Origin of the sequence: Streptomyces sp. NPDC002054, assembly GCF_040296685.1 — a bacterium.
GTDB lineage: Bacteria > Actinomycetota > Actinomycetes > Streptomycetales > Streptomycetaceae > Streptomyces.
This window is the reverse complement of the sequence record NZ_JBEOXT010000023.1, coordinates 1-13,422: the sequence shown is the minus strand read 5'-3', so window position 1 is coordinate 13,422 and position 13,422 is coordinate 1. Positions and strand designations below refer to the sequence as shown.

Genomic DNA, 13,422 nt, shown 5'->3' with positions numbered 1-13,422 from the left:
CTGTGTAACCAAGTGACCTCGTGTTGAACCAAATCGGCGTGGGATACGTGCAGTCACGACGGAAACCTCAAGGAAACCTCAAACGCTTGGCCTTTCAACAGATTCCGCTCTAGGGGTGGTTGCGCGGAGATTAGGGGTAGGAGGCGGTGGAGAAGTCGCGGTGGCCGCTCGTTTAATGGCTGGAAGCGGGCCTGGGAGGTCCGCGGGAACCGATGAGCCGCCCGCATCGCGGAGCCGGGGTCGAGAGGGCAGCATGACGACGAACCTCACCGGGAAAGTGGCCGAGCTGCACGACCTGCGCGAGCAGGCGCGGCGCGGCCCCAGCGACCGTGCGACCGAAGCCCAGCACGCCAAGGGCAAGCTGACCGCCCGCGAGCGCATCGCCCTCCTGCTGGACGAAGGGTCCTTCCGGGAGGTCGAGCAGCTGCGCCGGCACCGGGCGACCGGCTTCGGCCTGGAGGCCAAGAAGCCTTACACGGACGGTGTGATCACCGGCTGGGGCACGGTGGAGGGGCGGACGGTCTTCGTCTACGCCCATGACTTCCGCATCTTCGGCGGCGCGCTGGGTGAAGCCCATGCCGCGAAGATCCACAAGATCATGGACATGGCCATCGCGGCCGGTGCCCCGCTGGTCTCCCTCAACGACGGTGCGGGTGCCCGTATCCAGGAGGGCGTCAGCGCCCTGGCCGGTTACGGCGGCATCTTCCAGCGCAACACCCGCGCCTCGGGCGTCATCCCGCAGATCTCCGTCATGCTCGGCCCCTGCGCCGGCGGCGCGGCCTACAGCCCCGCCCTGACGGACTTCGTGTTCATGGTTCGCGAGACCTCGCAGATGTTCATCACCGGCCCGGACGTGGTCCGTGCGGTGACGGGCGAGGAGATCAGCCAGAACGGCCTCGGCGGGGCCGATGTGCACGCCGAGACCTCGGGCGTGGCGCACTTCGCGTACGACGACGAGGAGACCTGCATCGCCGAGGTGCGGTACCTGATCTCCATGCTCCCGTCGAACAACCGCGAGAACCCGCCTCACTACGGGAGCACCGACCCCGCGGACCGCCGCTCGGACGTCCTGCTCGAGCTGGTGCCCGCCGACGGCAACCGCCCGTACGACATGCTCAAGGTCATCGAGGAGCTCGTCGACGACGGCGATGTGCTGGAGGTCCACGAGCGCTGGGCCCGCAACATCATCTGCGCGCTCGCCCGGATGGACGGCCAGGTCGTCGGCATCGTCGCCAACCAGCCGCAGACGCTGGCCGGTGTCCTCGACATCGAGGCCTCCGAGAAGGCCGCGCGCTTCGTCCAGATGTGCGACGCCTTCAACATCCCGATCGTGACCCTGCTGGACGTGCCCGGCTTCCTGCCGGGCGTCGACCAGGAGCACGGCGGCATCATCCGGCACGGCGCCAAGCTGCTCTACGCGTACTGCAACGCCACCGTGCCCCGCATCAGCCTGATCCTGCGCAAGGCCTACGGCGGCGCCTACATCGTCATGGACTCCCAGTCCATCGGCGCCGACCTGACCTATGCCTGGCCCACCAACGAGATCGCGGTGATGGGCGCGGAGGGCGCGGCCAACGTCATCTTCCGCCGCCAGATCGCCGACGCCGAAGACCCCGAGGCCATGCGCGCCCGGATGGTCAAGGAGTACAAGGCCGAGCTGATGCACCCGTACTACGCGGCCGAGCGCGGTCTCGTCGACGACGTGATCGACCCCGCCGAAACCCGCGAGACGCTGATCAGCGCCCTCGCGATGCTCCGCAACAAGCACGCCGACCTCCCCTCCCGCAAGCACGGCAACCCGCCGCAGTGACCCCTGGAAAGGCGCAGATCGCACCATGACCGACCAGCCCAACGGCGTGACCCCGCCGCTGCCGCCGACCGAGACCGACAGGACGCTGCACTTCGCCGGTCCGGCCACCTTCGGCCGCATCCCCCGCCTCGACCAGGTGGAGAAGGCGGACATCGCCGTGGTCGGGGTCCCGTTCGACGGCGGCGTCACCTACCGGCCCGGAGCCCGCTTCGGCGGCAACGCCATCCGCGAGGCATCCCGCACGCTGCGCCCCTACAACCCGGCGCAGGACGTGTACCCCTTCCACTTCAGCCAGGTGGCGGACGCCGGCGACATCAGCGCCAACCCGTTCAACACCAACGAGGCGGTGGAGACGATCGAGGCCGCCGCCGACGACCTGCTTTCCGGCGGGGCCCGGCTGATGACGCTGGGCGGCGACCACACCATCGCGCTGCCGCTGCTGCGTTCCGTGGCCAAGAAGCACGGTCCGGTGGCGGTCCTGCACTTCGACGCGCACCTGGACACCTGGGACGACTACTTCGGCCAGCAGTACACCCACGGGATGCCGTTCCGCCGGGCTGTGGAGGAGGGCATCATCGACACCTCCGCCCTCAGCCACGTCGGGACCCGCGGCCCGATCTACGGCAAGAAGGACCTCGACGAGGACGCCAAGCTCGGCTTCGGCATCGTGACCTCGGCGGATGTGATGCGACGCGGGGTGGACGAGATAGCCCAGCAGTTGCGCGAGCGGGTCGGCAACCGGCCCCTCTACATCTCCATCGACATCGACGTCCTGGACCCGGCGCACGCCCCAGGCACCGGCACGCCCGAGGCCGGCGGCATGACCTCCCGCGAGCTGCTGGAGATCCTGCGCGGCCTCGCCGACTGCCACCTGGTCTCCGCCGACATCGTGGAGGTCGCACCGGCGTACGACCACGCCGGCATCACCTCGATCGCGGCCTCGCATGCCGCCTACGAGCTGATTACGATCATGTCCAAGCAGATCGCCCCGGTCCGCTGGGGCATGGCGCAGTAGCCGCCGCCGCGGGCGTGGCCGATGTGTGAGCGTCCGGCCACGCCCGCCGCATCGTAAATTAACCCGGGCGAAACACACCGGGGGTCGCGGAGCCACTCGGCGCGGCCCTACGCTATTACCGATTTTCCAGCTGCCCGGGGCCGCCGTTCACCATTCCGCCGCTATCCGCGCCGACCGTGTTAACGGAAATATAAATAAAGCCTGTGAGCGCCTCTCTCGAGGGCGCGGTCGGCCAATTGCAATCGCGAGCCGGGCCCGATTATCGCCCGGCACGGGCACCCCGGTCACCCTTTCGTTCATAGAGTTCACGATCCGCGCGTGTCGGGCACTCGGCCCGCGCCGTCAGGCGGCCGGGGTGGTCTCGGTCATCCGTGCAGGCTAGCGGGGTTCATCCGGGCGTCACCCATCTCGGTGGGGATTGTCGGCCGGGCGTGGTGTGATGGACGGCATGATCGATGAGTTCCTGGCACGCCACCTGCCCGATGTCGAAGAAGCCGTCCGCAAGGCCGCAGCAGTCGAGATCATGCCGAGATTCCGGCAGCTCGCCGAGCACGAGGTCGACCAGAAGAGCGGCCCGCACGACCTGGTGACCGTCGCCGACCGGATGGCCGAGGAGCACCTCACCGCCTCCCTCACCAAGCTGCTGCCCGGCTCGGTGGTGGTCGGCGAGGAGGCCGTGCACGCCGACCCCACCGTGTACGAGGCGCTGCGCGGCGACGCGCCCGTCTGGATCGTCGACCCGGTCGACGGCACCCGGCAGTTCGTCAACGGCGAAGCGGCCTTCTGCACCCTGGTCGCCCTCGCCCAGCATGGCGTGATCCACGCCTCCTGGACCTACGCCCCCGCCCTGGAGACCCTCGCCATGGCCGTCCGCGGCCAGGGCGCCCAGGTCGACGGGGAAACCATCCGCTGCGGCTCCCCGGAGCCCGGCGCCGACCTGCGCGTGGCCACCGCGCACCCCCTCTACACCAGCGAACATGACAAAAGAATCCTGGCCCGGCTCGATGTCCCCGGAGTGGTGTCCCGCCCCTGCGGATCGGCCGGCCTGGAGTACCTGAAGGTGGCCCGAGGCGAGATGGACGCCCTCGCCTTCAACTGGCCCTCGGCCTGGGACCATGCGGCCGGACTGCTGCTCGTCGACGAGGCCGGCGGGGCCCAGAGCACCGTGGCGGGCGAGCCGTTCCGGATCGACCGGGACAACGCCCTGCCGTTCGTCGTCGCCCGCGACGAGCCCACCACCGTACGGATCAGGGGTTTGCTCCGCGGCGACCGGTAATACCCTGGCCCTTCAGGGACAGTGCCGCAGGCAGACGAAGGAGTCGCATGGTGCCGTCGATTCTCGACGCGGTCGTCGTGGGAGCAGGGCCCAACGGGCTGACGGCCGCCGTCGAACTCGCCCGGCGCGGATTCTCGGTCGCCGTGTTCGAAGCGGCGGACACCATCGGCGGCGGAGCCAGAACCGAGGAGCTGACCCTGCCCGGCTTCCGGCACGACCCCTGTTCGGCGGTACACCCGCTGGCCGCCGGATCCCCCGTCTTCGCGACGATGCCGCTGGCCCGCCACGGCCTGGAGTGGCTGCACGCCCCCCTCCCCATGGCGCACCCCTTCGACGACGGGACGGCCGCCGTGCTGTCCCGCTCGGTGGCCGAGACCGCAGCCTCCCTCGGACCGCGCGACGCCGGCACCTACCGGCGCCTGGTCGAGCCCTTCCTCGGCCGCTGGGACACCCTCGCCCGGGACTTCATGTCCCTGCCCTCCACCGCGCTGCCCCGGGACCCGGTGACCCTGGCCCGGTTCGGCCTCGCCGGGCTGCCGCCGGCCACCTGGCTGCTCAGCCGCTTCCACGACGAGCGGGCCCGGGCCCTGTTCGCCGGCCTGGTCGCGCACGTCATCGCCCCGCTGGGCGGGATCGCCACCGGCGCCGTCGGCCTGGTCTTCGCCCTCGCCGCCCACGCGAACGGCTGGCCCATGCCGCGCGGCGGCTCCCAGGCCATCCCCGACGCCCTCGCCGGCTACCTGCGCGAGCTCGGCGGCACCGTACACACCGGCTTCGAGGTCAAACACCTCGACGACCTCCCCCCGGCCCGCGCCTACATCTTCGACACCTCGCCCACCGCCCTGGCCCGGATCGCCGGCCTGGGGGATGCCTACCACGGCTACCGCTACGGCGCTGCCGCCTTCAAACTCGACTACGCGCTGTCCGGACCGGTCCCGTGGACCGCCGAAGCCGCCCGCCGGGCCGGCACCGTCCAGATCGGCCCCCGCACCCGCGACATCGACGCAGCCCTGCAACTCGCCACCTCCGGCCGCGCCCCCCGCGCCCCGTTCCTGATCACCGCCCAGCCCAGCCTGGTCGACCCCTCCCGGGCCCCCGAGGGCAAACACGTCTTCTGGGCCTACGGCCACGTCCCGCACGGCTGGGACGGAGACCTCACCGACGCCGTCGAACGGCAGCTGGAGCGCTTCGCCCCCGGCTTCCGCGACCTGGTCCTCGCCCGCGCCACGGCCGGCCCGCCCCAGCTCGCCGCCCGCAACCCCAACTACATCGGCGGCGACATCGCCTGCGGCGCGGCCTCCGGCCTCCAGCTGCTGCTGCGCCCCAAACTCTCCCTGTTCCCCTACGCCACGGCCCACCCGGCCGTGTACCTCTGCTCCTCGGCCACCCCGCCGGGCCCCGGCGTCCACGGCATGTCCGGGCACAACGCGGCGAAGGCGGTCTGGCGCCACCTCAGAAAGGCCCGCTGATCCCGATGGTGCGCATCACCCTGGTCCAGGGCGACATCACGTCCGAGACGGCCGACGCGATCGTCAACGCGGCGAACTCCTCCCTCCTCGGCGGCGGCGGGGTCGACGGCGCCATCCACCGCCGCGGCGGCCCCGAGATCCTGGCCGCCTGCCGGGCGCTGCGCGCCTCCCACTACGGCAAGGGCCTCGCCACCGGCCAGGCCGTCGCCACCACGGCCGGCCGGCTGTCCGCCACCCATGTGATCCACACGGTCGGCCCGGTCTGGTCGCGGGAGGAGGACCGCTCCGCGCTGCTGGCCTCCTGCTACCGCGAGTCCCTGCGGATCGCCGCCGAACTGGGCGCCCGTACGGTGGCCTTCCCGGCCATCTCCACCGGCATCTACGGCTGGCCCATGGACGACGGCGCCCGCATCGCGGTGGAGACGGCCCGCACGGCAGCCCTGGCCCCGGTGGAAGAGATCCGCTTCGTCCTCTTCGACGACCGCGCCTACGAGTCCTTCGCCGCACAGCTCGGCGCCCCGTAGCGATCCGTAAAAGGCCCCTGGCCCCGGAATCCCGGGACCAGGGGCCTTCACGTACAGCGCACGGCGTACGGTCAGAGCACGTCGGCCGCGATCTTCGCCGCGACCTGCTCCAGCAGCGGCCCCGCGTTCGCGATGCACTTCGCGGTGTCCGGCTCGACCTCGGTCAGCGGGTAGGCGCGGCGGATGCCCGCCGCCTGCAGCGCCTCCTGCTCCAGCAGCAGCCGCCCGCACACCGCCACCACCGGCTTGCCCGCCGCCCGCGCCGCCGCGGCCACGCCCGCCGGCGCCTTGCCGTGCAGGGTCTGCTCGTCCAGCGAGCCCTCACCGGTGATCACCAGCGTGGCCCGCTCCAGCGCGGGAGCGAAGCCCAGCACGTCCAGCATCAGCTCGATACCGGGACGGAAGCCCGCACCCAAAATCAGCGCGCCGTAGCCGATGCCGCCCGCGCCGCCCGCACCCGGGGAAGCCGCCAGCTCGGTGGCCTTCGGCCCGATCGCCTTCTCCAGGACCAGCGCATAGTGCGCCAGCGCCGCATCCAGCGTCGCCACGTCCTCCGGCGAGGCCCCCTTCTGCGGGCCGTACACCGCCGGCGCGCCCTTCGGGCCGGTCAGCGGGTTGTCCACGTCGCTCGCGAGGACGAAGTCGACCTCCGCGAAGCGCGCATCGATGCCCGACAGGTCCGCCGAGGCCAGAGACGCCAGCGCGCCACCGCCCGGACCGACCGGCTCGCCGTCGGCGTCCAGGAACACCGCGCCCAGCGCGGCCAGCATGCCCGCACCGCCGTCGGTGGTGGCGCTGCCGCCGACCCCGAAGACGATCGAGCGCGCCCCCGCGTCCAGCGCGGCCTTCAGCAGCTCACCCGAGCCGTACGTGGTCGCCGTCAGCGGGGCGAAGACGCCCGCCGGCAGCAGCTGCAGCCCGGAGGCCTCCGCCATCTCGACCACCGCGGTACCGTCGCGCAGCGCGAAAGCCGCCGTGACCTGCTCGCCGAGGGGGCCGGTGACCCGTACCTCCCGGCGTTCGAAACCGGCGGCCACGGCAGCCGCCACGGTCCCGTCGCCGCCGTCCGCGACGGGGAGGGTCTCGACCTCCACGCCCGGTACGGCCTTGCGAAGGCCCGCCGTCACCCGCTCCGCGACCTGTACGGCCGTGAGCGAGCCCTTGAATTTGTCCGCGGCGATGAGAACGCGCGCGGCCTCAGTTACTGCTCCGTCCGTCACCTTGCTTGATCCCTTGCTATCGAACGTGCAGTCGCGCCACCCCGAGCCTATCCGGAGGATCCTCCTATGCCCATGGGTGGCCTGGCTCACACCACGCCCGCACCCGGCGCGCCATACCGCAAAAAGGTGATTTTCCTCCCCATAGTGGGGCCGCATGAGTACGGATTCACTGGAACAGCCACGCCCGGACCTCCCCGGGGACCCTCCCGGGGGCAGTGCTCCCGACCGCACCGTGGTCACCGTCGGAGTGATCGCCGTACTGGCCGTGGTCGCCTGGGCGGCCCTCGCCAAGGACTCCTTCGACAGCGCGTCGAGCACCGCCCTCGCCTGGGTCCTGGCCAATTTCGCCTGGCTGTTCGTGATCGCCGCGGACGTCTTCCTGGTCATGTGCGTGGTCCTGGCGATCAGCCGATTCGGCCGGATCCGGCTCGGCGCCGACGACTCCGAACCCGAGTTCACCAACCTCGCGTGGATCGCGATGATGTTCAGCGCCGGCATGGGCATCGGCCTCATGTTCTACGGCGTCGGCGAGCCCCTCACCCACTACCTCGACCCGCCGCCCGCCTCCGGCGCCGCCCCGCAGAGCCCTGCCGCCGCCCAGGCCTCCCTCGACTACTCCTTCTTCCACTGGACCCTCACCCCCTGGGCGATCTACGGCATCGCCGGCCTCGCCCTCGCCTACTCCACCTTCCGCAAGCGCCGCGGCAACCGGCTCAGCTCCGCCTTCGTCCCCCTCATCGGCGAACGCCGCGCCAACGGCCGGCCCGGTCAGGCCATCGACCTGCTCGCCGTCTTCGCCACCGTCTTCGGCACCGCGACCAGCCTCGGCCTCGGCGCACTCCAGGTCGCCGAGGGCCTCGACATCACCACCGGGGTCGAGAACTCCACCACCCTCCAGCTGATCATCATCGCCTCGCTCTCCGCCGCCTTCGTGGTCTCCGCCTTCTCCGGCCTGCACAAGGGCGTGAAATGGCTCAGCACCGTCAACATCGTGCTGGCAGCCTCCCTGATGACCTTCGTCTTCCTGCTCGGCCCGACCGTCTACATCCTTGACGTGATCCCCGCCAGCATCGGCAGCTACCTGCACGAACTGCTGCCCATGGCCACCCGCACCGGCGCCTTCACCGACAGCGCCTGGCTGGGCGCCTGGACCATCTTCTACTGGGCCTGGTGGCTCTCCTGGGCGCCCTTCGTCGGCACCTTCATCGCCCGCATCTCACACGGCCGCACCATCCGCGAATTCCTCATCGGAGTCCTCCTCGTCCCCTCCGGCGCCACCGTCGTCTGGTTCTGCGTGATGGGCGGCACCGCCATCCGCCTGGACTCCACCGGCGCCGCCGACCTCACCGCCAAGGTCAAGGACGGCGCCGAGGCCTCCCTCTTCGCCATGCTCGACGCCCTGCCCCTGGGCACCGTCACCTCGTACGTCGCCATGCTCCTGGTCATGACCTACTTCGTGACCAGCGCGGACTCCGCCTCTCTCGTGATGGGCTCCCTCACCAGCCGCGGCTCCCTGCACCCGCCCACCTGGCTGGTGGTCACCTGGGGCGTGCTGATGGCCGCCGTGGCCGCCGTCCTGCTGGTCGCCGGCGGCCTCAAATCCCTCCAGACCGCCACCATCCTGGTCGCACTGCCCTTCGTGATCGTGATGCTGCTCCTCTGCTGGGCCTTGGTGAAGGAACTCCGCACCGACCCCGGCGCCGGGCCCGCCCGGCACCACGCCCTGCACGGCATGCGGGACGCCGTCCGCGCCATGGTCGGCGACGCCCTCACCGAACAGGGCCCGGCCCACCACTTCCGGCTCCGCCGCGCCGCCGAATCCCGCAGCCGCGACCGCGAGGACGGCGGCCCGGGCCCGCAGGACGGGGCCGGCTGACCAAGCGGGCTGGGGAGACCGGCCTCAGGGCACCGAGCGAATCCGGCCGACCAGCACCGACCCCGCCAGGGCGAGAGCGCCCGCGAGCGCGTACAGGGCCGTGTACCCACCGAAGTGGGTCACGATCGGGGCGGCGACCGCCGGGGCCAGCACCTGGGGGAGCGCACTGGCGATATTGATGACGCCCAGGTCCCTGCCGCGGTCCTCCGCACTCGGCAGCACGTCCGTGAGCAGGGCGAAGTCCACCGAGGTGTACACGCCGTAGCCCAGGCCGAGGATGAGCGAGGCGACGACCGCGCCGGTCCAGGTCTGCCAGACGGCGAGCAGCAGGGTGGCCGCGGAGATCACCAGCCCCGAGCGGATGACGTAGGACTTGCGGCGGCCACTGCGGTCCGACCGGATTCCGCTGACCACCACCGTGCAGAGCAGGGTCAGCGCGTTGAGCGCGGTCAGGATCAGCACCCCGGTGTCCGGGTCGCCCCCGTAGTGCACGGCCTCGGTCAGGTAGTAGAGCAGGTACATCGTGCTGATGGAGTACGAGAGGTTCATCAGGAACCGGGTCAGCCAGGCCCACGCGAAGTCGGGATGGCGGCGCGGGTCCACCCAGAAGCCGGCCAGGAACGTCCGCCACTGCAACGGCGGCCGGGCGGCGGGGGACAGCGCGGTGTCGCGCCGCATCAGCACGTACGGGACGGCTGCGAGCACCGAGAAGACCGCGCAGGCGAGGTACCCGGCGCCGATTCCGCCTGCTGCCGCGGCCAGTGCCGTTCCCGCCAGTACGCCGCCGACCTGGGAGACGCCGAGCCACCCGCCGACCAAGCCGCGCTGCCGGGGCGGTACCTGGTCGGGGACGGCCGCCGTGAGGGCGGCGAACGCCGCGTTGAGCGCGAGCTGGACCAGGCACCAGCCCGCGATCACGGTGGTGACGTCCGGTGCCCGGGAGAGGACCAGCAGTCCCGCGGCCCCGCCCGCCACTCCGGCGACCACCCAGGGGATGCGGCGGCCCACGGACGCCGTCGTGCGGTCGGAGAGCGCACCGAAGACGGGGTTGGCGACCATGGACACGGCGGCTCCCACACCCGTCACCACGGCGAGGGTGGACGCTTTGTGGTCGGGGGTGAGATGTTCGGCCTGGCGGGCCAGGAGCAGTTGCAGCGGGCCGAACCAGCCGGCCCAGACCCCGAGGTTCGCGAGGGACAGAGCGCCCACCCACCGCCCTGCGACCCGGGCGGAGGCCTCGGCGGTCAACTGCTGCTCTTGATCAGGTCGCGGTACCAGGCGTACGACTCCTTGGGCGTCCGCGCCAGCGTCTCGTAGTCGACGTGGACGAGCCCGAACCGCTGGCGGTAGCCCTCCGCCCACTCGAAGTTGTCGAGGATCGACCAGATGAAGTAGCCGCGGACATCGGCCCCTTCCGCCATCGCCTCGTGCAGGGCCCGTATATGGCCGTCGTGGTAGGCGATCCGGCGCGCGTCGGCGATCCGCCCCGTCGCCGGGTCCGGCTCGTCGGCGTACGAGCAGCCGTTCTCGGTGATGTACAGCGGCGGCAGCCGGTCGCCGTACCGCTCGCGCAGGGTGGCGAGCAGTTCGCGCAGTCCGTCCGGGACCACGGGCCAGCCGAAGTCGGTGAGGTCGCGCCCGGCGATCTGCCGGATCGCGAAGGGGAGATCCGACGGTATCTCGATGCCGCCGAAGGCCGATCCGCCGGCAGCGGCCGGCTGCGGGGCGCCGACCAGCATCGGGTTGTAGTAGTTGATCCCGTACCAGTCCAGCGGGGCCGAGATCGTCTTGAGGTCCTCGGCCACCGGGCCGGGGAGCAGTGAGGCCAGGCCCTCGTCCGGGTAGGCGCCGGTCAGGACGGGATCGGCGAAGAGCCGGTTCGTGAGGGTGTCGTACAACTCGGCGGCCTCCCGGTCGGCCGTGTTCTCGCCGGCCGCCCAGACGGGGCTGTGGGAGGCGGCGATGCCGATCCGGCCGGCTCCGGCGGCACGCAGGGCCTGTACGCCCAGGCCGTGCGCCAGGAGCAGGTGGTGGGCCACGGGCAGGGCGTCGAAGGTGAGGCGTTTGCCGGGGGCGTGCTCGCCGAGGCCGTAGCCGAGCAGGGTGACCTCGGCCGGTTCGTTGATGGTGATCCACATGGGCACGCGGTCGGCGAGGCGCCGCGCGACCACCGACGCGTACTCCGCGAACCGTTCGGCGGTGTCGCGGTTGAGCCAGCCGCCCCGTTCCTCCAGGGCGAGCGGGGTGTCCCAGTGGAAGAGGGTGGGCGCCGGGGCTATACCGCGGGCGCACAGCTCGTCGACGAGCCGGTCGTAGAAGTCCAGCCCCCTTTCGTTGACCCGGCCATGGCCGTCGGGCAGGACGCGGGACCAGGAGACCGAGAACCGGTAGGCGCCGACGCCGAGTTCGGCCATCAGCGCCACGTCCTCGCGGTAACGCCGGTAGTGGTCGGTGGCGACGTCCGCATGCGAGCCGTCCTTGATGCGTCCGGGCTCCCCGGTGAAGGCGTCCCAGGAGGAGGGACCCCGGCCGTCGGCGGTGAGCGATCCCTCGATCTGGAAGGCGGAGGCAGAGACTCCCCAGGTGAAGCCGGGCGGGAACTCGGGTACGGGCGGTACGGGCGCTGACATGCGGACTCGCTTCGCTCGATGGGCGGTACGCACCCCGAAGGGAGCGCGGGGGCGCGGGGGCGCGGTCGGATGCGTTGCTCACGGCACTTTCGGGTTCCCCGGCCCGCCCTGTCAATGGAAAGTGAACAATTCTCAACTTCTGCTCGCCCTGGCTGGCCGACGGGTGTCCGGCCCACCTCGGTAGGGTGGCGGCGTGACCACCACAGACGCCTACGCCACCTACATCGCGAGCCTGCCCCGGGTGCTGGCCGGCGCCGCCGCGCTCTTCCGCGACGCCGACGGGCGGGTCCTGCTCGTGGAACCCAACTACCGCGAAGGCTGGGCCCTCCCCGGCGGCACCATCGAGTCCGATCAGGGCGAGTCCCCGCGCACCGCGGCCCGCCGCGAGAGCGCCGAGGAGATCGGCCTCGACCTTCCGCTCGGCCGCCTGCTCGCCGTCGACTGGGTCCTCGGCACCGCGCGCCCGCCGCTGGTCGCGTACGTCTACGACGGCGGCGTACTCGACGAGGCGCAGCTCGGCTCCATCAAGCTCCAGGAGGAGGAGCTCATCTCCTGGAAGCTCGTCGAGCCCGCCGAACTCACCGCCCACCTCCCCGGATCGCTCGGCCGCCGCATCCAAGAGGCCTACCGGATCCTGGAGTCGGGCGAAGGCACCGCGGAACTGGAGAACGGCAGCCCGGCACCCCGCTGACGGGGGTGCAGCAACACAGCGCGGCAACACAGCGCAGTAACACAGCGCCTACATCGAGCAGGACAGAATCAGATCATGATCACCATGTACGCCTGGCCCAGCACCGCCGATGGGCCCGACGCTCTGCCGATGGTCCACTTCACCACCGAAGAACAGTCGGGCAGCGAAACCACCCCTGACGGACAGCCCGTCTGGCTCTTCGACAGCGCCATCCGGGACGGCGGCTGGGCCCACTTCACCGATTACGACGGCTGGTCCCAGACCGCCCCCGGCTGGCTCGCCGAATACCGCCGCCACGACGACGTCCTGCTGGTCAGCGGCCCGGGCGCCTGCGAGGGCTGGTACCAGGGCACCATCGGCGCCCCCGCCGCATGGATCGCGGCAGCGGCCACCCAGCAGAGCATGGTCATCATGGCCGCCCCCGTCCCCCACCCCTCGATGTACGGCTACGCCGTGGAGATGGGCGTGGCCTTCGCACTCCTCGTCCCGGTGAACGTGGTCTAGCCGGCCCCGGGCCGCCCGGCGGGGGCGGACGCGGTGGGGTCACCCGTCCAGGAGGGTGGTGGGCTGCTGCCTTGTTGGTTCACTCTTGTGAGTTATGGCGCGTTTTGGCGAGGGTCGTTACCGTCGCGTGTATGAACCTCAAGGGAGTGGGCGAAGGCGCAGGGTGTGCATCCGCAGACTGCGTATCGCTGGTCCCGTGAGGGCACTTTGCCGGTGCCGGCCCAGAGGCCGGGACGCGCGTGGTCCTGGTGAATAGCGGCGGCTGCCGATGACTGAGCAGCCGAAGAAGCGGCAGCTGCGCACCATCGAGGTGCCGTTCGTGGCGCTCGGCCCGTCCGGTGTGGCGATACGCGACCGCCTCAAGGGCCTGACCGCCCAGGACGAGACGGTTCTGCGTGGCGTGGGGG

At 71.3% G+C, this 13,422-nt stretch carries 11 protein-coding genes and 1 pseudogene; 9 read left to right on the top strand and 3 right to left on the bottom strand.

The features are described from left to right. Nucleotides 1–253 precede the first annotated feature (253 nt). The 5 genes from ABT123_RS21790 (at nt 254) to ABT123_RS21770 (ending at nt 6,094) form a co-directional block, all read left to right on the top strand. Nucleotides 254–1,810, top strand: coding sequence for an acyl-CoA carboxylase subunit beta (locus ABT123_RS21790; RefSeq protein WP_351317111.1), 1,557 nt, complete (start codon nt 254–256; stop codon nt 1,808–1,810). 25 nt (nt 1,811–1,835) lie between these two features. Then, nucleotides 1,836–2,825 carry an agmatinase gene (gene speB / locus ABT123_RS21785; protein WP_351317108.1) on the top strand — a complete coding sequence of 330 codons (990 nt, stop codon included), beginning with the start codon at nt 1,836–1,838 and terminating at the stop codon, nt 2,823–2,825. A 448-nt stretch (nt 2,826–3,273) separates the two neighbouring features. Beyond that, nucleotides 3,274–4,101 carry an inositol monophosphatase family protein gene (locus ABT123_RS21780; protein ID WP_351317105.1) on the top strand — a complete coding sequence of 276 codons (828 nt, stop codon included), beginning with the start codon at nt 3,274–3,276 and terminating at the stop codon, nt 4,099–4,101. A gap of 50 nt (nt 4,102–4,151) precedes the next feature. Beyond that, nucleotides 4,152–5,570: a phytoene desaturase family protein gene (locus tag ABT123_RS21775; protein ID WP_351317166.1), complete on the top strand. Its 1,419-nt coding sequence runs from the start codon at nt 4,152–4,154 to the stop codon at nt 5,568–5,570. Between the two features lie 5 nt (nt 5,571–5,575). Further along, on the top strand, nt 5,576–6,094 hold the full coding sequence (locus tag ABT123_RS21770) for an O-acetyl-ADP-ribose deacetylase (protein ID WP_351317102.1): 519 nt from the start codon (nt 5,576–5,578) through the stop codon (nt 6,092–6,094). A gap of 71 nt (nt 6,095–6,165) precedes the next feature. Here ABT123_RS21770 and ABT123_RS21765 read toward each other — a convergent pair whose 3' ends face one another. Beyond that, on the bottom strand, nt 6,166–7,314 hold the full coding sequence (locus ABT123_RS21765; RefSeq protein WP_351317099.1) for a glycerate kinase: 1,149 nt from the start codon (nt 7,312–7,314) through the stop codon (nt 6,166–6,168). Nucleotides 7,315–7,468: 154 nt separating this feature from the next. Here ABT123_RS21765 and ABT123_RS21760 point away from each other — a divergent pair, with 154 nt between their 5' ends. After that, the gene (locus tag ABT123_RS21760; RefSeq protein ID WP_351317096.1) at nt 7,469–9,190 is read left to right on the top strand and encodes a BCCT family transporter; all 1,722 of its coding nucleotides are present in this window, start codon (nt 7,469–7,471) and stop codon (nt 9,188–9,190) included. Between the two features lie 24 nt (nt 9,191–9,214). Here ABT123_RS21760 and ABT123_RS21755 read toward each other — a convergent pair whose 3' ends face one another. After that, entirely contained in the window at nt 9,215–10,438 is a 1,224-nt protein-coding gene (locus tag ABT123_RS21755; protein WP_351317093.1) for an MFS transporter, read from the bottom strand. After that, complete coding sequence (locus ABT123_RS21750; RefSeq protein WP_351317090.1) at nt 10,435–11,820, bottom strand: GH1 family beta-glucosidase; 1,386 nt, start codon at nt 11,818–11,820, stop codon at nt 10,435–10,437. Before ABT123_RS21750 ends, ABT123_RS21755 begins: the two co-directional genes overlap by 4 nt. Nucleotides 11,821–12,013: 193 nt before the next feature. Here ABT123_RS21750 and ABT123_RS21745 point away from each other — a divergent pair, with 193 nt between their 5' ends. The 3 genes and pseudogenes from ABT123_RS21745 to ABT123_RS21735 all read left to right on the top strand — a co-directional run. Next, the gene (locus ABT123_RS21745; protein ID WP_351317087.1) at nt 12,014–12,511 is read left to right on the top strand and encodes an NUDIX domain-containing protein; all 498 of its coding nucleotides are present in this window, start codon (nt 12,014–12,016) and stop codon (nt 12,509–12,511) included. Nucleotides 12,512–12,586: 75 nt separating this feature from the next. Next, nucleotides 12,587–13,015 carry a hypothetical protein gene (locus ABT123_RS21740; protein ID WP_351317084.1) on the top strand — a complete coding sequence of 143 codons (429 nt, stop codon included), beginning with the start codon at nt 12,587–12,589 and terminating at the stop codon, nt 13,013–13,015. 165 nt (nt 13,016–13,180) lie between these two features. Next, a pseudogene (locus tag ABT123_RS21735) lies at nt 13,181–13,252 on the top strand (IS607 family transposase); the annotation flags it as partial. Between the last annotated feature and the right edge of the window lie 170 nt (nt 13,253–13,422).

Coding starts and splice junctions, on each gene's coding strand:
- ABT123_RS21790 (WP_351317111.1), top strand. CDS start 254: ATGACGACGAACCTCACCGGGAAAGTGGCCGAGCTGCACGACCTGCGC.
- speB (WP_351317108.1), top strand. CDS start 1,836: ATGACCGACCAGCCCAACGGCGTGACCCCGCCGCTGCCGCCGACCGAG.
- ABT123_RS21780 (WP_351317105.1), top strand. CDS start 3,274: ATGATCGATGAGTTCCTGGCACGCCACCTGCCCGATGTCGAAGAAGCC.
- ABT123_RS21770 (WP_351317102.1), top strand. CDS start 5,576: ATGGTGCGCATCACCCTGGTCCAGGGCGACATCACGTCCGAGACGGCC.
- ABT123_RS21760 (WP_351317096.1), top strand. CDS start 7,469: ATGAGTACGGATTCACTGGAACAGCCACGCCCGGACCTCCCCGGGGAC.
- ABT123_RS21750 (WP_351317090.1), bottom strand. CDS start 11,820: ATGTCAGCGCCCGTACCGCCCGTACCCGAGTTCCCGCCCGGCTTCACC.
- ABT123_RS21740 (WP_351317084.1), top strand. CDS start 12,587: ATGATCACCATGTACGCCTGGCCCAGCACCGCCGATGGGCCCGACGCT.